5 protein-coding genes are annotated in these 19,623 nt (G+C 75.4%); all 5 read left to right on the top strand.

The window, feature by feature from the left end:
* The first annotated feature begins 411 nt into the window (after positions 1-411).
* Genes ABGB17_RS25925 through ABGB17_RS25945 form a run of 5 tightly spaced genes read left to right on the top strand, consistent with a single transcriptional unit; the run spans position 412 to position 19,610 of the window.
* A complete protein-coding gene (locus ABGB17_RS25925; protein ID WP_347633985.1) occupies positions 412-5,412 on the top strand; it encodes an SDR family NAD(P)-dependent oxidoreductase in 5,001 nt (1,666 codons plus the stop codon).
* On the top strand, positions 5,409-14,543 hold the full coding sequence (locus ABGB17_RS25930; protein ID WP_347633987.1) for an SDR family NAD(P)-dependent oxidoreductase: 9,135 nt from the start codon (positions 5,409-5,411) through the stop codon (positions 14,541-14,543). The genes ABGB17_RS25925 and ABGB17_RS25930 overlap by 4 nt, the downstream gene beginning before the upstream one ends.
* Positions 14,540-18,448 (top strand): SDR family oxidoreductase, encoded by a 3,909-nt coding sequence (locus ABGB17_RS25935; RefSeq protein ID WP_347633989.1) that lies wholly within the window; start codon positions 14,540-14,542, stop codon positions 18,446-18,448. The genes ABGB17_RS25930 and ABGB17_RS25935 overlap by 4 nt, the downstream gene beginning before the upstream one ends.
* Positions 18,449-18,464: 16 nt before the next feature.
* A complete protein-coding gene (locus ABGB17_RS25940) occupies positions 18,465-19,316 on the top strand; it encodes a 3-hydroxyacyl-CoA dehydrogenase NAD-binding domain-containing protein (RefSeq protein WP_347633991.1) in 852 nt (283 codons plus the stop codon).
* A 48-nt stretch (positions 19,317-19,364) separates the two neighbouring features.
* Positions 19,365-19,610 (top strand): acyl carrier protein, encoded by a 246-nt coding sequence (locus tag ABGB17_RS25945; RefSeq protein ID WP_347633993.1) that lies wholly within the window; start codon positions 19,365-19,367, stop codon positions 19,608-19,610.
* The last annotated feature ends 13 nt before the right edge of the window (positions 19,611-19,623 follow it).

Below are 19,623 nucleotides of genomic sequence, written 5' to 3' on the forward strand. Positions count from 1 at the left end.
GCCGCCAAGAAAGGCGCGAAATCAGCGATCTCCGAGTGTCCTGGAGATCTTCCGTGACCGGCGACCACGTCACAACGCCATGGCGATGCGCATCCCGATCGAAGTGCCGCTTCGTTCGCGCGCGGGTGGGCGGGCCGGCGTTCCGGGAGTCGTGCGATACGCGGCTTCAATCGTCGCGGACCCGCATGGAGCACATTTCGAAGCGCTTCTCCTGCGGGTGCATGATCAGGCCCGTTTCCCGACGCCAATCATGCCAGTCAGGCTTGTGCAACAGATCGGACAGCGGTGTGAAAGGGCGTTGAAAACGCGGTGTAAACGAGGTGTAAGTGCGGCTGTTTAGTCTCGTTCTCAGCGTGCGGAAAAGCGTGGCGCAGGCGCGGCGCGGCAGAATGCTCGATGAAAGGACAGCAGGTGTCTGATCCCGGAGAAGTCGAACGGTGGATCGTCGGCCGGCTGGCCGACCTCACCGGACGCGCCGCCGACGACATCGACCCCACGGACACCTTCGCCGGCCACGGGCTCGCCTCGGTCGAGCTCGTCGGCCTGCTCGCCGAGCTCGAGGATCGGCTCGGTGCCCCGGTCGACCCGGCGGTGGCCTACCGCTGGCCCACCCCCGCGGCACTGGCCGCGGGCCTTGAGGGCGCCGGCCCCGCGCCGGCCCGTGACGGTCCGGACGCCGCGCACGGCGGCGTTCCGCACGATCCGGTCGTCATCGTCGGTGTGGCCTGCCGGTTTCCCGGCGGCGCCGACACCCCGGAGGCGTACTGGGACAACCTCGTCAAGGGCGTCCACGCGGTCACCGAGATCCCGGCGTCGCGGTGGCACGAGCCGCCGGCCTTCGATCCCGACCGGCCGACCTCGAGCCGCTACTCGTACACCCGCCAGGCGGCGTTCCTGGCCGATGTGGCCGGATTCGACGCCGCGCTGTTCGGGCTCTCACCGCAGGAGGCGCTGCGCACGGACCCGCAGCACCGGCTGCTGATGGAGCTGGTGTGGGAGGCGCTGGAGAACGCGGGCCTGCGGGCGGACGGCCTCGCCGGCGACCGCACCGGTGTGTTCGCGGGCCTCATGGACTCCGGCCAGTACACCCGCCTGCAATGGGACCTGCACGGCGCCGGCCTGCTCACCGACCCGAACTTCGGGCTCGGCTCGGCGCCCAGCGTCGCCGCCGGGCGCATCGCGCACCGCCTGGACCTGCGCGGCCCCGCCGTCACGATCGACACGGCCTGCTCCTCGACGCTGGTCGCGCTGCACCTCGGCGCGCAGAGCCTGCGCCGCGGCGAGACCGACCTGGTGATCGCCGCGGCGGCCTCGCTCATCCTGCACCCGGACGTCTTCGTGCAGGGATGCGCGATGTCGATGCTGGCCCGGGACGGCCGCTGCAAGACCTTCGACGCCGGCGCCGACGGCTTCGCCATGGGCGAGGGCGGTGGGGTGGTGATCCTCGAGCGGATGTCCGACGCCGTACGCCACGGGCACCGTGTCCGCGCAGTCCTGCTCGGCTCCGCCGTCAACCAGGACGGCCGCAGCAACGGGCTGACCGCGCCCAACATGGCGTCGCAGACCGCCGTCATCCGTGACGCGCTGGCCGACGCCGGCGTCGCCCCGCGGGACGTGGCGTTCGTCGAGGCTCACGGCTCCGGCACCGCGCTCGGCGACGAGATCGAGCTGTCCGCCCTGCGAGAGGTCTTCGGTGAGGCGCCCCGCACCGCACCGCTGTGGGTCGGCGCCGTCAAGACCCAGGTCGGCCACCTGCTCGCGGCCGCGGGCATGGCCGGTCTGATCAAGACGGTGCTGGCTCTGGAGCACGGCGAGCTGCCGCCGAACCTGCACCTGGACACTCCCAACGGCGCCGTCGACCCCGACGGTCCCGTCCAGCCCGTGCCCGGCCACCTGGAGCTGCCGCCGGCGCCCGCCGCGGCCGTCGCCGGCGTCAGCTCGTTCGGCTGGTCCGGCACCAACGCGCACTGCGTGCTGCAGGCACCCCCGCCAGAGGCCCTCACACCCGCCTCGGCCCCGGACGCGAGCCTGCTGCTGCTGTCGGCGGCGAGTCCCGAGGCGCTGCGGGTACAGGCGGCGGGCCTGGCCCGGCACCTGGCCGACGCGCCCGCACCCGGCCTGGCCGACGTGGCCCGGACTCTGGACGAGGGACGGGCCCGCCTGCCGGCGCGACGCGCGCTGGTGGTGGCCGGCACCGCCGACGCGGTGGCGCAGTTGTCGGCCACACCCTTCGTCTCGGGGCACGTGCTGCGGCACGCGGGCCACTGTCCCCGCGTGGCGTACCTGCTGCCCGGTGTCGGCGACCACCACCAGGGCATGGGCCGGGAGCTGTACGCGACCGAGCCCGCCTTCGCCGACGTCGTGGACCGGTGCCTCGACGTGCTCGCCCGCGACCACGGGATCGACCTCGCTCCGCTGCTGTTCACCGGCCACGCCCCGGCGGACGGTGACGCCTTCGCCACCCTGGTGGCCGCGCGGACGGGCACCGGGGGCGACGACCCGCTCGCCCGCGCCGGCCTCTCCCACCCGTACGTGTTCACCATCGAGATGGCCATGGCCGCGCTGCTCGGCAGCCGCGGCATCCGCCCGGCCGCACTGCTCGGCTACAGCCTCGGCGAGTACACCGCGGCCTGCCTGGCCGGCGTGTTCACGCTGGAGGACGCGCTGGCCGTGGTGGTGCGGCGGGCCCGGCTCATCGAGACCGTCCCGCGCGGCGCCATGCTGGCCGTCGCCGCGGCCCCGGACGACCTCGACGACGTCCTCGCCGCCGGACCGCTCTCCATCGCGGCCCTGAACGGGCCCGCCATGACCGTGCTGTCCGGCACCGCCGACGCGGTCGTCGACGCCGCCCGCCGGCTGGCCGGCCGCGGTGTCGCCTCCGTACGCATGCGCAGCGACCACGCCTTCCACTCGCCGCTGCTCGACCCCGTGCGGACCGACCTGGAAGCGGTGGTCGCGAGCGTCGCCCTTTCCGAGCCCTCCGTGCCCATCGTCTCCAACACCACAGGAACCTGGTTGACCGGCGAGGACGCGACCAGCCCGCGCTACTGGGCCGACCACCTCTGCCGGCCGGTGCGCTACGCACAGGGCGTGGCCGAGCTGCGGCGGCTCGCCGACGTCCTCGTCGAGGTCGGCCCCGGCACCACCCTCGGCACGCTGCTGCGCCAGAACGGCCTCGCGGGCCCCGATGGCGTCGTCGTCGCCACCCTGCGCCCGCCCGAGGAGCGCCGCACGCGGCCCGAGCTCGGCACCGGCGAGCACGGCACCGTGCTGCGCGCACTCGGTGACCTGTGGGAACGCGGCGCGGGCGAGCCCGGCCACGGCGGCGCCGGCCGGATCGTGAGCCTGCCGACCTACCCGTTCCAGCGCTCGCGCTACTGGCCGGAGCCGGGCCCGGACGCCGCCTCTGCGTTCACGCGAGCCGCGCCGCCTGGCCTGCTCACCTACGTTCCTGAGTGGACACGCGACAGCGTCCGCCCGGCCCCGGACACCGCCCCGGTGCCCGCGGGACGGCACCTGATCCTGGCGGACCCGGACGGGATCGGCGCGCACCTGGCCGCGCGGCTGCGTGCCGAGGGCGTCACGGTGCTGGAGGCGAGTCCCGGCGACGGTTACCACCGGCAGGGCGACCGGTGCACGATCGACCCCGCCGACGCCGGCCACTACCGCCGGCTCGTCGCGGAGCTCGACGACCCCGGCCCGGTGACCGTGGTCCACCTGTGGAGCCTCGTCCCCGGCGCGCTGCTCGGCGACGCGGCACGGGACCCCGACGCCACGCTCGACGCCGCGCTGCGTCACGGTTTCGACAGCCTGTTGCTGCTCACCCAGGCGCTGGGCGGCCAGGTGTCCGGACCCGACCTGTGCGTGCTGACCGTGTCGGCGGGCTGCGCCGAGGTCGTCGGCGGGGACGCCTCCGCGCCCGAGCGGGCCGTGGTGCACGGGTTCGGACGCTCGCTCACCCACGAGTACCGGGGGGCGCGCTGGTCGGGACTGGACGTCGACGCTCACGGCGGCGTCGCCGAGCGTGCCTTTCAGGTCCGCGAGGAGCTGCGGCGGCTGCACCTGGGCGAGCAGCCCACCGGCCCCGGCGCGCTCGCCGCCTGGCGGCGGGGACGCCGGTGGTCCCGGGCCTGGCGGCCCGGCACCCGCCCGCCCAACGGCGAGGGCGCCGGCGCCTGGCGGCCGGACGGGGTCTACCTCATCACTGGCGGCACCCGCGGCCTCGGCCTGGCCCTGGCGCGTGAACTCGCCCACGCCGGCGTACGCCGGCTGGCGCTGCTCGGCCGCGGCCCGCTGCCCCCGGTCGCGGACCTGCCCGCCGTGGCCCTGGCGGGTGACGAGCGGCTCGCGCGGACCGCGCGCGGTGTCGCCGAGCTGACCGCACTCGGGGCGGAGGTGCTGCTGCTCGGCGCGGACGCCGGCGACCCGGATCAGCTACGGCGGGCGGTGGGCGAGGCACGGCGGCACTTCGGCGCGCTTCACGGGATAGTGCACGCCGCCGGTGTCCCCGGCGGCGGTCTCATCCAGCACAAGACCCCGGCGCGGGCGCGGACCGTGCTCGCCCCCAAGGTCGCCGCCCTGGGCCCGTTGCTGGAGCTGATCGGGCCCGGCGTCCCGCGGGGCGAGCGGCTGGAGCTGCTGCTGTTCTACTCCTCGGTCGTCGGCGAGGTCGGCGGCCCGGGGGAGAGCGACTACGGCGCGGCCAACGCCGTGCTCGACGCCTTCGCCGCCGCGGTCGACGAGCCGGCCGGCACCCGTGTCTGCTCCGTGCTGTGGGGACCGTGGCGGCACGACGCCTGGCAGACGGCGGCGCTGGCCCACTCGCCGGCGCTGGCCCAGGCCGTACGCGACTACCGCGAGCGCCATGGCATCGGTGAGGCCGAGGGCAGCGCCCGCGCGGTGAGCCTCGCCGCCGAGGGCCGGTCCACCGTCATGGTCGTCGGAGAGCCGCTGGACCTGCTCGCCCGGCGCTGGGCACAGATGCACACCCCGGCCGTGGCGCCCTTCGCCGGCGAGGCGGGCGGGGACGGGAGGACCGCCGAGGCCGGCCGCTATCCGCGGCCCGTGCTCCGCCAGGCTTACGTCGCGCCGCGCGACCCGCTGGAGCGGCAGGTGGCGCGGGTGTGGAGCGCGTTCCTCGGCATCGGCGAGATCGGCGTGCACGACCCGTTCTTCGACCTCGGGGGCAACTCCCTGGTCGGTATGAGCATCGTGCGCGCACTGGAGGAGCAACTGCGGGTGAGCGTGCCACCGGCCGCGCTGTTCGAGCATCCCACGGTCGCGGAGCTCGCCACCCGGATCGGCGGTGAGCCGGCCGGTGCGGAGCCCCTCGCGGCGAGGGAACGCGGGCGGCGCCGGCGGCAGGCACGTACAGGCAACGGCGGCGAGCGAAGGCGAGGGGGCTCGGCATGACGGACGAGACCACCACGGAGTTATCGGGCACCGACATCGCGATCGTCGGTATGGCGGGCCGGTTCCCCGGCGCGGCCGGCACCCGCGAACTGTGGGCCCTGCTCCACGACGGCAGGACCGGCGTCACCCGGTTCACCGACGACGAACTGCGCGGCGCCGGGGTGCCCGAGCACCTGCTGGCCAACCCGGCGTACGTGAAGGCCGGCGCGGTCCTCGACGACATCGACCTGTTCGACCCGGCATTCTTCGGGCTGTCGGCGAAGGAGGCGCAGCTCCTCGACCCGCAGCAGCGGCTGTTCCTGGAGTGTTCCTGGACGGCGCTGGAGGACGCCGGCTGCGACCCGTCGCGCTTCGACGGCCTCATCGGCATCTTCGGCGGCGCCGCGTGGAGCACGTACCTCACCAACAACCTGCTGCCCAACAAGCCCCTGGTCGCCTCCACCGGCGAGCTCGCGATCGGCCTGGGCAACGAGAAGGACTCGCTCACCACCCGGGTGTCGCACATCCTCGGCCTGGCCGGGCCGTCCCTGGGCATCCAGAGCTACTGCTCGACCTCGCTGGTCGCCGTCGCCACCGCCGCCACCGGCCTGGCCGGCGGCGAGTGTGACTTCGCCCTGGCCGGAGGCGTCTCCGTGCAGGTGCCGCATCGGGTCGGCTACCTCTACCAGGAAGGCGGGATGACCTCGCCGGACGGCAGGTGCGCCGCGTTCGACGAGTCGGCGCTAGGCACCCCGGTGGGCAGTGGCGTCGCGGTGGTGGCACTGCGCCGGCTGGAGGACGCGCTGCGCGACGGCGACCGGGTGTACGCGGTGATCCGCGGCTGGGCGGTCAACAACGACGCCGGGCGCAAGGTCGGCTTCACCGCGCCGGGCGTCGGCGGCCAGGCCGCCGTGGTCGCCGAGGCGCTGGCCAGCGCCGGCCTCGTACCCGGCGACATCGACTACGTTGAGGCGCACGGCACCGGTACGGCGCTCGGCGACGCGGCCGAACTCGCCGCCCTGCAGAAGGTCTTCGACGGGCAGACCTGTCTCATCGGCTCGGTGAAGACGAACGTCGGCCACCTCGACCGCGCCGCCGGGGCGACCGGCCTGATCAAGGCCGCGCTCAGCCTGCACCACGAGCAACTGCCCGCCACCCTCAACTTCCATACGCCCAACCGCCAGCTTCGCCTGGGCGGCGCCACCCTCGACGTGGTCACCGAGCGCCGCGACTGGGTCCGGGGCGAGCGCCCGCGACGGGCCGGGGTGAGCGCCTTCGGCATCGGCGGCACCAACGCGCACGTGGTGCTGGAGGAGGCGCCGTACCTCGCCCGGGAGACGACCGGCGGCACGGGCGTGGAGCTGCTGGTCTGGTCGGGCCGCACCGCGTCGGCCGCCGACCGCCTCACCGTGCGGCTGGCCCGGCGGCTCACCGGTGACACCCCCGACGGTTTCCTCGCCGACGTCGCGCACACGCTGCGACGCGGCCGGGCCGTGTTCGAGCACCGGCGGTTCCTCGTCGCCGCCGACGCGGGCGAGGCCGCGACGGCCCTGCGGGCGGGATCGGACGTGGTCGCGCACCAGGAGCCGCGCACCGACCGGGTGGTCCGGCTGCTGGTCCCTGACCGGCACACCGACCTCGGCTGGGCCGAGGGGTTGCACGCCGCCGAACCACGGTTCCGCGACGCGGTCGAGGACTGCCTGGCGCGGGCCGCCGAGGTCACCGGCGCCCCGATCCCGAGCCTGGCCGCGAGCCCGCCGCGGGTCGCCGCGTTCGCCGCCGCGTACGGGCTGGGACGGTGGCTGCGAGACAGCGGGGTCGGCGCCGCCGCTGTGCTCGGACACCGGACAGGTGTGGCCGTCGCCGCCTGCCTGGCCGGCGCGCTGCCGCTACGCGAGGCGATCGAGGTCGCGATGACCGCCGCCGGCCTGACCGACCCGGCCGCACTGGCCGACTGGCTGCGGCGGCACGTCACCTTCACCACACCCGCGATCGCCGTGTGGTCGAACCTCACCGGCGAGCCGCTCGACGCGGCCGCCGCCCGGGACCCCGAGACGTGGGCACGGCTGCTGACCGCCGCGGACTTCGCGGCGGCGGACGCGCTGTCCCGCGACGAGGACACGGTGCTGCTCGAACTCGGCGCCGACGGCCCGCTGTCGAGCGCGACGCGACACCCATCGCGTCCCACAGGCCTGACGCTGCGCCTCGACGGTGACACCGGCACGGCGCAGCACGCCGCGTACGCCCTGATCGGACGGCTCTGGCTCGCGGGTGTGCCGGTGGACTGGGCACGGTTCCACCAGGGCCGCCCGCTGCGCAAGGTCGACCTGCCCGGCCACCCGCTCGACCGCGCGCGCTACTGGATCGACCCGCCCGCCGTGGCCGACGTCACCACCGACGCCGGGGCCGCCGCGACATCCACCGGGGCCGGCCTCGCCCGGACCCCCGGCGGGCCCGGCTCCGCCGCCGCGGCCCGCCCCGCAGCGGGCACGGACACGGCCGCGGGTCCGTCAGGACCCGGCGCAGGGCCGGCCGCGGAGCCGCCCGGCGAGGTGTTCCTCACCGCGCCGGTGTGGGAGCCTGTGCCGGGGCCGTCGCCCGCGCCGTGGCCGTCCACGCCGCACGTCCTGCTCCTGGCCGACGGCGGCCCGGCGGGACGGGACCTGCGCACCCGCCTCACGGAGCTGGGCGTCCCCGTCACCGTGGTGCGCCCGGGGGCCGGGCTCCAGCTCGCCGGCGACGGCTGCGCCATCGACCCGGAGCGCCAGGACCACTACGCGGACCTGGTCCGCTGGGCCGGGGAACAGACCGGCGACCGGCCGCTGCTGGCCATGCACCTGTGGGCGCTCGACGCGCGCGACCCGGCGCGGAGCGCGGCCCTGGGCTTCGCGAGCGTCGCCGCGCTGGCCCGCGCGCTCGGCGAGTCGGTCCTGGAAGGACCGCGACTGCTGGCCGTCACCCGCGGCGGCTGCGCGGCGGCGCCCGGCGACGTCCCCGTGCCCGAGCAGGCCGCGGTCGCGCCGGTGTGCCTCGTCGCGCGCCAGGAGTACCCGGGGCTGCTCTGCGGCGCCGTGGACCTCGGCGCCGCCGAAGCGGACGCCGCAGGCGTGGCCGTCGCGCTGCTGGAGGAGGCCCGCCGGCCCGCGCACGACGTCGCCGTCGCGCTCCGCGGCGGCGTGCGCCTGGTCGCCCGGCACGCGCCCGTCCCGGCACCGGCGGCGCCGCGCTCGACGATCCGGGCGGGCGGCACCTATCTCATCACCGGCGGGCTCGGCGACGTCGGCCCGCTCGTCGCGACGCACCTGGCCGAGCGCGGCGCGGCCCGCGTCGTGCTCACGAGCAGGACCGGCCGGTCCGGCACACCGCCGCCCGCGCTGCGCCGCCTGACCGCCGCCGGTACCGAGGTGGAAATCGCGGTCGCCGACGTCACCGACGCGGCTCGCATGCGCGAGCTGGTCGGCGAGCTCACGCGGCGGCACGGCCGCGTCGACGGGGTCGTGCACGCGGCAGGCGAGACCGGGGTGGACGGCTTCGTCGCACTGCGCGACCTGGGCGCGGCCGGCACGGCGCGGCACTTCTCGCCCAAGCTCCGCGGGGCGCGGGTTCTGCGCGAGGTGCTGGACGAGCTGCCCGCGACCCAGGCTCCCGACTTCTGCCTGCTGTTCTCGTCGGTCGCCGCGGTGCTCGGCGGCTTCGGCTTCGCCGCGTACGCGGCCGCCAACGCCGCGCTGACGGCGATGGCCGAGGCGGCCGAGGCCGTGCCGGGCGGGACGCGCTGGCTCGCCGTGCAGTGGGACACCTGGGCCCCGACCGCGCGGCGACTCGCCGGCGGGCCGGGTGCGGCGTTCGTCGCGTACGCGATGACGGTGGACCAGAGCACGGCCGCCCTCGACGGCGCGCTCGCGTCGGCGTACCCGGTGATGACGGCGACCGCCGCGGACCCGGCGCGGCGCATCGCGGGCCGGCTGCCCGAGCCGGCCGCCGCCCCGGCGTCCGAGGCGCAGCGGTTCCCGCGCCCGGACCTGGCGCAGCCGTTCGTGCCGCCCGCGCCGGGCGTCGAACGTCGGCTCGCCGCGATCTGGGCCGAGCAACTCGGCCTGCTGGAGGTCGGCGCGCAGGACAACTTCTTCGACCTCGGCGGCAATTCGCTGCTGGGACTGCAGTTGCTGACGACCGTGGCCCGGGAGTTCGGCACGCGGCTGCCGGCCGTGGCGCTGTTCGAGGCGCCCACCGTGCGGAGCCTGGCCATGCAGCTGCAGCCGCCGCCCACCACCCCGGCCGCGACCACTCCCGCCGAGCCCCGCCCGGTGCCGGCGGCGGCGCACACCACGCCCGTCGCGGCGCCGCGGCCTGCTGCTGTGCTCGCGCCTCGGGTCACCGAGCCGGTCGCGCCGGTGGCGGACGCGTCCGCACGCGACCAGCGCATCGCCATCGTCGGCATGTCCGGACGGTTCCCCGGCGCCGCGAACGTCGCCGAGCTCTGGCGGAACCTGCTCGACGGCACCGAGTCCATCAGCTTCTTCAGCCCGGAGGAACTCGCCGAGGCGGGCGTCGGCCCCGAGCTGTCGGCGCGGCCCGACTACGTGCCGGCCCGGCCCGTGCTCGACGGCATCGCCGACTTCGACGCCGGGTTCTTCGGCTTCAGCCCCCGCGCGGCCGCGCTGACCGACCCGCAGCAGCGCATGTTCCTCGAGGTGTGCTGGGAGGCCCTGGAGCATGCCGGGTACGGCGCGCCCGGCGGACGCGGCCGGGTCGGGGTGTTCGGCGGCACCAACATCAGCACATACTTCCTGCACTCCCAGCAGTACGACCTGCTCGCGGCGGGGGAGGTCAACGACTACGAAGTCGTGATGGGCAACGACAAGGACGCCCTCACCACCACCGTGTCGTACGCCTTCGACCTCACCGGGCCCAGCGTCGCGGTGCAGACGTTCTGCTCCACCTCGCTGGTGGCGGCGCATCTGGCCTGCCGCAGTCTCCGGGCGGGGGAGTGTGAGCTGGCCCTGGCCGGCGGCGTGTCGATCCGGGTGCCGAACCGGGTCGGTCACCTCTACCAGGAGGGCGGCATGGCGTCGCCGGACGGGCACGTACGCGCCTTCGACGCACAGGCGCGCGGCAGCATGTTCGGCGACGGCGCCGCGGTGGTGGTACTCAAGCCGCTGGCCGACGCGCTGCGCGACGGCGACACCGTCTGGGCCGTCATCCGCGGCTCGGCGATGAACAACGACGGCGCGATGAAGGTCGGCTACACCGCGCCGAGCGTCGCCGGGCAGGCCACGGTGATCCGCGAGGCGCTGGCCGACGCGGGCGTGCGCCCGCGGGACGTCGGCTACGTCGAGGCGCACGGCACCGGCACGCCGCTCGGCGACCCGATCGAGGTCGCGGCGCTGACCCGGGCCTTCGGCCCGGACGTGGAGCGCGGCTCATGCGCGCTCGGGTCGGTGAAGACCAACGTCGGGCACCTCGACCGGGCCGCCGGCGTCACCGGGCTGATCAAGGCGGCGCTGGCGGTGCGGACCGGGGTGCTGCCCCGGCAGTTGCACTTCACCGAGCCCAACCCCGAGATCGACTTCGCGGGCAGCCCGTTCTACGTCCAGGCCGAGCTGACACCCTTCCCCGGCGGCCCCGGCCGTCCGCGCGTCGCCGGGGTCAACTCGCTGGGCATGGGCGGCACCAACGTCCACATGGTGGTCGAGCAGCCGCCGGCCTCCGACCCGGCCGAGCCCGCCGGGCACGCGCGCCGCTACCACGCGCTGCTGCTGTCCGCGCGCGGCGACGAGGCCGCCGAGCAGGCATGCCGCCGCCTCGGCGAGCGGCTGCTGGCCGACGACGCCCCGCGGCTCGCCGACGCGGCCTTCACCCTGCAGACCGGACGCGCCGTGTTCAGCCACCGCCGGGCCCTGGTCACCGCGTCACTCCAGGAGGCGGGCGCGTCGCTGGCCGGCCTGCCGGGCGCCCCTGGGCCGATGGCCCGCACCGACGCCACTCGCGAGCGCCTGGCCGCGTTCGTGTTCGCGGGCGTCGGCGAGCAGTACCCCGGCATGGTCACCGAGCTCTACCGGCGCGAACCGGTGTTCCGCGCGGCGCTCGAAGAGTGCGCGGTGGTGATCAGGGAGTGCGATCCCCGTATCGACACGGTCGGGCTGCTGACCGGCGCGCGTGCGGGCGGACACGACCTCGCCGCGCTGCTGGGCCGCGCATCGGACACCGGCTCCGGTGACGAGCGGGCCGCGGCACTGCGGCGCACCGACGTCGCGCAGCCGCTGGTGTTCGCCGCCGAGTACGCCATCGCGCGCACGCTGATCGCCTGGGGCGTGCGGCCGGAGCTCATGATCGGCTACAGCCTCGGCGAGTACGTGGCGGCCTGCCTGGCCGGCGTGTTCTCGCTGCGGGACGCGCTGCGGCTGGTGACCCACCGCGCGGCGCTGATCTCGACCATGCCCGCCGGGGCGATGCTCGCGGTGCCGCTGTCGCAGGCGGCGTTGCGCGACAGGTTCGGCCCGCTCGAACCGGCCGGGCTGGACGTGGCCGTGGTCAACGGCGCCGACAGTCTCGTCGTGGCGGGCACCGTGACCGCCGTGCGGGAGCTGGCCGCGCGGCTGACCGCGCAGGGAGTGGCCAGCCGCGAGCTGGACACCACCCACGCGTTCCACTCCCGGCAGCTCGCGCCGCTGCGCGCCGAGCTGACCGCCTGGATCGCGGCGAACGTGACGCCGCACCCGCCGGCGACGCCCTACCTGTCCAACGTGACCGGTGAGCTCGCCGGCGCGGACCTGGTCTGCGACCCGGCGTACTGGGCGCGCCACATGTGCGAGACGGTGCGCTTCGCCGACGGCATGCGCGCCGTCGTCGAGCGGTCCGACCTGGCCGTCGTGGAGATCGGCCCGGGGCAGTCGCTCGGCGCGATGATCCGCTCCTCCGGCTGCCCCCGTGAGCGGTGGCCGCTCATCGTCGCCACCCTGCCCGCCGCCCAGGACCCGCGCCCCGACGACCTGACCCTGACCGACGGCCTCGCCCGGCTGTGGCTGACCGGCGTGAGCGTCGACTGGCAGGCCATGCACGGACCGGCCGGCGGCGCAGGCGCACGGCGCCGGGTGCCGCTGCCCACCTATCCGTTCCAGCGTCAGCGGTACTGGCTCGACAGCGCCTCCGGCAGCCACCCGCGACCGGCCGGGGCGTCCGTGCCTGGTCAGGAGGCCGGCGGCCCGCTGACGGAGGTCGGCCGGCTGCCCAGGCTCGACGAGCAGGACTGGCTGTACGCGCCGACGTGGCGGCAACTCCCTCCGGCCGGCGCCGGACGGCCGGCCACCGGCTCGTGGCTGGTCTTCACCGGCGCGGGCCACGCCGCCGGGCTCACCACGGCGGTGCGGGACGCGGTGGCCGTGGCGGGCGGCGACACGGTCCTGGTGTACGCCGGGCCGGAGTACGCCGAGGACGGCGACGGGTTCCGCGTCCGCCCCGGCTCGCTGGAGGACACCGTGCGGCTGCTGCGGGAGCTGCGCACGCGCGAGTTCCAGCCGGACCGGGTGCTGCACCTGTGGACGCTGGCCGACACGCCGGCCGAGCAGGAGCACGTCCGGCTCGGGTTCGAGACGCTCACCGCGCTGGCCCGCGCCGCGGGCGAGGTCGGCTGGGGTGACTGGGCGCTGGACGTGGTGACCCGGGCCACCCAGCAGGTGCTGCCCGGGGACGAGCTCCGGCCGGTCCGGGCCATGGTCACCGGCCCGGTGCGGGTGATCCCGCTGGAGTACCCACGGGTGCGTACCCGCCTGATCGACGCGCCCGACGCCGACGACCCATGCGTACTCGGCGCGGTGCTGGCCGGTGACGGCGAGCAGGTGGTGGCGGTGCGCCACGGCCTGCGCTGGGCCTGCGACCACGCCCGGCTGCCCGGCCTGATCGACGGCGGCGACCTGTTGCGCGACGAGGGCGTCTACCTGATCACCGGCGGCCTCGGCGGCATCGGCCTGGCGATGGCGGAGGAACTGGCGCGTGAGCACCGGGCCCGGCTGGTGCTGCTCGGCCGCACCGGACTGCCGCCGCGCCAGGACTGGGACGCGATCGCCGCCGGTACGGCCGGCGAGGTCGACGAGCGGACCAGGCTGCGGGTGACCGCGGTGCGCGGCCTGCTCGACGCCGGCGCCGAGGTCGAGGTCGTCGCCGGGGACGTGAGCAGCCTGCCCGACGTGGAGAAGGCGGTCGGCCGCGCGTTCGAGCGGTTCGGCGCGCTGCACGGCGTCTTCCACGCCGCGGGTGTGCCCGGCATCGGCCTGATGCAGTTGAAGGACCCGGCCGACTTCGGCCGGGCGCTGGCGCCGAAGGTCGCCGGTACCGAAGCCCTGGCCGCGGCCCTGCGTACCGGGCAGAGCGACGAGATCGCGCTCGATTTCCTGGCGCTGTTCTCCTCGATCACCTCGGTCACCGGCGGCGGCCCCGGCCAGGTCGACTACTGCGCCGCCAACGCCTACCTCGACGCCTTCGCGCGAGCCCGCGCGGCCACAGGGCGGCGCACCGTCGCCGTCGGCTGGGGGGAGTGGCGCTGGAACGCCTGGTCGGCCGGCCTCGACGGCTACGACCCGGCGCTGCGCGAGTTCTTCACCCGGCACCGGGCCCGCTTCGGCATCGGCTTCGACGAGGGCTGGCGAGCGCTGCGCCGCGGCCTGGCGACCGGCCTGCCGCACGTCATCGTGTCCACCCAGGACTTCGGCTCGATCGTGCGGCTGAGCACCGGTTTCGACGTGGACACCGTGCGCCGGCCGGGCGACGACGCGCACGGCACCCGCTACCCGCGGCCGGAGCTGGCCACCGCGTACGCCGCGCCGCAGACCGCGACCGAGCAGATCGTCGCCGGGGCCTGGGGCGAGGTGCTGCGGCTGGACCAGGTCGGCATCGCCGACAACTTCTTCGAGCTCGGCGGCAACTCTCTGATCGGCATCGATCTGATCGGGCGGCTGCGGGACGCCTTGGACCTCACCGAACTGCCGCCGCACGTGCTCTACGAGGCACCCACCGTCGAGGAGCTGGCCCGGCTCGCCGACACGCTCCGGCACGGTGGCGACCAGCCCGGCGCGGACGGGCAGCGGCAGGACCGGGCCGACCGGCGGCGCGTGGCCCTGCAGAACGGCACGCCCCAGCGAAGGAGGAAGCGATGAACCAGCCGGACGACGCCGAGACCGGCACGGCCGTGGCCGTCATCGGGATGGCCGGACGGTTCCCGGGCGCCACCGACGTCCACGGGCTCTGGGACGCGCTACTGGCCGGCCGGCCAGGGCTGCGCCAGGTGACCGACGAGGAGCTGCGCGCGGCCGGAGCCGGCGACGACCAGCTCGCCGATCCGCGGTACGTGCGGGTGACCGCCCCCGTCGACGACGTGGCGCTGTTCGACGCCCCCTTCTTCGGGCTGACCCCGGGCGAGGCCGAGGCCACCGACCCGCAGTACCGCCTGTTCCTCGAATGTTGCTGGGAGGCGCTGGAGACGGCCGGCTACCGGCCCGACCGGATGCCCGGCTCCACCGGCGTCTTCGGCGGCTGTGGCTTCAGCCACTACCTGCAGCAGAACCTGCTCACCCGCCCCGACCTCACCGGCTCGCTGCGCAAGCTGCAGTTCGCCGCGGGCAACGACCGCGACGCGCTCACCACGATGGTGTCCTACAAGCTCGGCCTGCGCGGCCCCAGCCTCGGCGTGCAGAGCTTCTGCTCCACCTCGCTGTCGGCGGTGCACCTGGCCGTGCAGAGCCTGCTGACCTACGAGAGTGACGTCGCGCTGGCCGGCGGCGCCTCGATCGACCTGCCCCAGCCGGCGGGCTACCGGTACGAAGAGGGCGGGATCGTCTCCCCGGACGGGACGGTGCGCAGCTTCGACGCCGCCGCCAACGGCACCGTCGTGGCCAACGCGGTGGGCGTGGTCGCGCTCAAGCGGCTCGACGACGCCGTGCGCGACGGCGACCAGATCCACGCCGTGGTTCTCGCCTCGGCGATGAACAACGACGGCCGCGGCAAGGCCGGCTACTCCGCCCCGGGCACCGCCGGCCAGGCCGCGGTCATCGAGGACGCGATCCGGCTGTCCGGAGTGGACCCGGCCGACATCGGCTACATCGAGTGCCACGCCACCGGCACCATGCTCGGCGACTCGGTCGAGCTGTCCGCGATGCGCCAGGCGTTCGCCGCGATCGAGCAGGAGCGCCCGCCCGCCGGCCCGCGCCCGGTGACCGTTCTCGGCTCGCTCAAACCGACCCACGGGCACATGGATCGCGCGTCCGGCGTGGCCGGACTCATCCGTGCCTGCCTCACGCTGCGCCACGGCGTGCTCCCCGGCACGCCGCACTACCGCACGCCCAACGCGGCGCTGGCCGAGGCGGGCGGCCGGTTCTCCGTGCTGACCGAGCAGCGGCCCTGGCCGCGCGACGGACGTTCCCGCCACGCCGGGGTGAGCTCCTTCGGCCTCGGCGGCACCAACGTGCACGTGGTGCTGCGCGAGCCTCCGGAACCGGCTCCACGGCCGGCCGGGCCAGGGCCGTACCTGCTGGCCTGGTCCGCGCGTGACGAGGACGCGGTGGCGGCGGTCGCGCGACGGCTGCGGGCGCACCTGTCCGCCCACCCCGACCTCGACCTCGGCGATGTGGCGTACACCCTGCAGCAGTCGCGGACCGGATTCGCGGTTCGTGCCCACGTGGTCTGCGCCGACCGTGACGCCGCGCTGGCCGCGCTCGCCGACCCGGTCCACTGGTCCACCGGGACCGCCGAGCGACGCAATCCGCCGGTCCGGCTGGACCTGCCCGACCCCGGCCCGGCCTCCGCGCAGGCATGGAAGGAACTCGCCGACGCGATCCCTGGCCTGGCGCACACCGGCGGCCCGGCGGCCCTGGTCCGTCTGCTGGCCGCGGCGGGCATGCGGATCGCCGAGATCACCGGCCCGGCGCACCTGCGCGCCGACCTCGCCGACCTCGCCGACCTGGCCGAGCCGGACGCGCCGGCCGGGCCGGCACTGAGCCTCGCGCCGCCCGACCGGGGCGCGGCCGCCTGGCTGCTGCACCGCCTCGGCGACCTGTGGCTGTCCGGAGTGGACTGGGACTGGGCGGCGCTCTCCGACGGCCACCGGCGCCGGGTGGTCCTGCCCACCTACCCGTTCCACCGCCGGCGCTACTGGATCGAGCCGGGACGCCCGGCCGCGGCCACGGCCGTCACAGGCGAGCCTGACCTGTCCCGCCACGGCGAGGTCGCCGACTGGTTCTACCAGCCGGTCTGGCGCGGCCGGCCGCTGTTCGCCGAGGTGTCCGCGCAACGGCTGTGCGAGCTCGGGCCCTGGCTGGTCCAGGGAGACGGCCCGCTCGGCGAGGCGGTGACCGCCCGGCTGCGCGCCGCCGGGGCGCAGGTGTGGACGGTACGCCCCGGACCGGCGTTCGGCGGATCCGTCGCCGACGGCTTCACCGTGCGCGTCGACGACCACGGCGACCACGAACGCCTCGTCGAGGCGCTCGGCGCGCCGCCCCGCACCGTGCTGTGGGGCCCAGGACCCGGCGGGCCCGTCCCAGCCGGCGCCGGCGCGCACGAGCGGGCCGCGGCTTTCGACCAGGCCCAGCGGCACGGCTTTCACGGCGCCCGCGCGCTGGCCGCGGCGCTGCTGCGGAGATCCGCCGCCGAGCCGCCGAGGATGCTGCTGCTCAGCCGCCTCGCGCAGCACGTCGTCGGCGACGACCTGCGCCGCCCCGAGGACGCCACCCTGGGCGGCCTCGCGCTGGTGCTCAACCAGGAGCACAGCGGCATCCGCTGCCGCCACGTGGACCTCGACGTGCCCTGGGACGCTCCGCCGTCCGGCCAGGCGGTGAGCGACCTGCTCGCCGAGGCCTGCGAGGGCGGCGACCCGCAGGTCGCCCACCGCGACGGCGGCCGCTGGGTACGCGACTACGAGCCGCTGCCGGTGCCGCGCGTCGCCCGCGACGCGGTCCGGCCAGGGCTGCCCGACGGCGCGGTCGTGCTCATCACCGGCGGCCTGGGCGAGGTCGGGTTCGCGATCGCCGAGCACCTGGCCCGCACCGTCCGCGCCCGGCTGGTGCTGACCGCGGCCTCCGCGCTTCCGCCGCGCGAGGAATGGCAGGCGTGCCTGCGACGCCAGGACGTCGCGGAACGCGTGCGCCGCGGCGTGCGCAACGTGCTGGCGCTGGAGCAGGCGGGCGCCGAGGTGCTCGCGCTGAGCGCCGACGCCGCCGACCCGGCGCGCATGCGGGAGGTCGTCGCCGCCGCCGAGGAGCGGTTCGGGCGACTGGACGCGGTGGTGCACGGAGCGGGCGTGTCGCATCAGGACCACTTCGGCACCGCCGTCGCCATGACGGCGGCGCAGGCCGCGGCGCACTTCCGGCCGAAGGTGCACGGATTCCTCGCGCTGCAGGAGGCGCTCGGCGACCGGGCGCCGTACCGGCTGACGCTGTCGTCGCTGGCGGCGGTCCTCGGCGGACTGGGCTTCGCCGCGTACGCCGGCGCCAACGCGGCACTCGACGCGTACGCCCTCGCGGCGCGGCAAGCCGGGGCGGGCCGCTGGTTGTCGGTGGACTGGGAGGCGTGGCGCACCCGCGCCGAGGCGCACCTCGCGCCGGGCACGACCATCGCCGCGTACGCGATGACCGTCGCCGAGGGCGTGGAGGTCTTCGACCGGGCCTGGTCGCTGCTCCCGCGGCTCGGGCGGCTGGTCACCTCGAGCGGCCCGCTCGCGGCCCGGCAGGCTCAGTGGACGGCCCCGGCGCCCGCCGAGCCGGAGCCCGAGCGGGCCCCCGCGCCGCGCCATCCCCGCCCCGATCTGACCACCCCGTTCGTGCCGCCGGCGACGACGCTGCAGCGGCGCCTGGAGCGGGTGTGGAGCGAGGTGCTCGGCATCGAGCGCATCGGCCTGGACGACGTCTTCTTCGAACTCGGCGGCCATTCCCTGCTCGCCACCCAGTTGACCGGCCAGGTGCAGCGGGAACTCGGCGTCCCGGTGTCGGTGATGACCGTGCTGCACCACCCGACCCTGCGCCAGTACGCGGCCGAGCTCGGCCCCGTGGCCGATGACCGGCCCACCACCTGAGAGGAGAACGTTGACCATGAGCGTGATCGGTGTCGCAGGAGCCGGCGTGATGGGCGTCGGCGTGGCCCAGAACCTGGCCCAGACCGGGCACCAGGTGGTCCTCATCGACAAGGACCGGCAGGTGCTCGACACGGCGTTGCAGAAGATAGAGACGCAGGCACGGATGAGCCGGCTGCTCGGCGGCCCGGCCGTGGACGCCGCCGCCGTGCTGGCGTCGATCACCACCGCGATGGGTCCCGAGGCCCTGGCCGAAACCGACTTCGTGATCGAGAACATCACGGAGAACTGGGAGCTCAAGCGTGAGCTCTACCGGGAGATGGACCAGGTCTGCAAACCGGAGACCGTGTTCGTGGTCAACACCTCCGCGTTGCCGATCACAAAGGTGGCGTCGGTGACGGGCCGGCCTGACCAGGTGATCGGCGTGCACTTCATGAACCCGGTGCCGATGAAGCCGGCGGTGGAGCTCATCCCGGGCCACCACACCTCGGCCGAGACGGTGCGGCGCACCCGCGAGCTGCTGGGCGCGATGGGCAAGAAGGCGGTCGACGTCAAGGACGCCTGCGGCTTCGTCTCCAACCGGGTGCTGATGCTGACCGTGAACGAGGCCGCGTTCCTGGTGCATGAGGGCGTCGCCACCGCCGAGGCCGTGGACGAGGTCTTCCGCAGTTGCTTCGGCCACCCGATGGGGCCGTTGGAGACCGCCGACCTGATCGGCGTCGACACCATCCTCTACAGCGTCGAGGTGCTGTACGAGCACTACAACGACAGCAAGTACCGGCCCTGCCCGCTGCTGCGCACCATGACCGACGCCGGCTTGCACGGACGCAAGTCCGGCCGCGGCTTCTACGACTACGGCACGTCCGCCTGACCGGCCGCACGGTTCAGTCCGGCCGCAACCACCACCGGGAGGGACACCATGTCCGACCATGACACCACGACCATCGCCGCCTTCATCCACCAGCGTTACCCGCAGGTGGAGTTCGCCCACGACCAGGACATCTTCTCGCTCGGCTTCGTGAACTCGCTGTTCGCGATGGAGCTGGTCATGTTCGTGGAGAAGACGTTCGGTTTCACGGTGCCCAACGAGGAGCTGCGCATCGACAACTTCCGCACCATCGACTCGATCGCCGGTCTGGTCGGCCGCCAGACGGCGTCGGTCTGACGGCGGGCAAGAC

Origin of the sequence: Sphaerisporangium sp. B11E5, assembly GCF_039871875.1 — a bacterium.
Lineage (GTDB): Bacteria > Actinomycetota > Actinomycetes > Streptosporangiales > Streptosporangiaceae > Sphaerisporangium.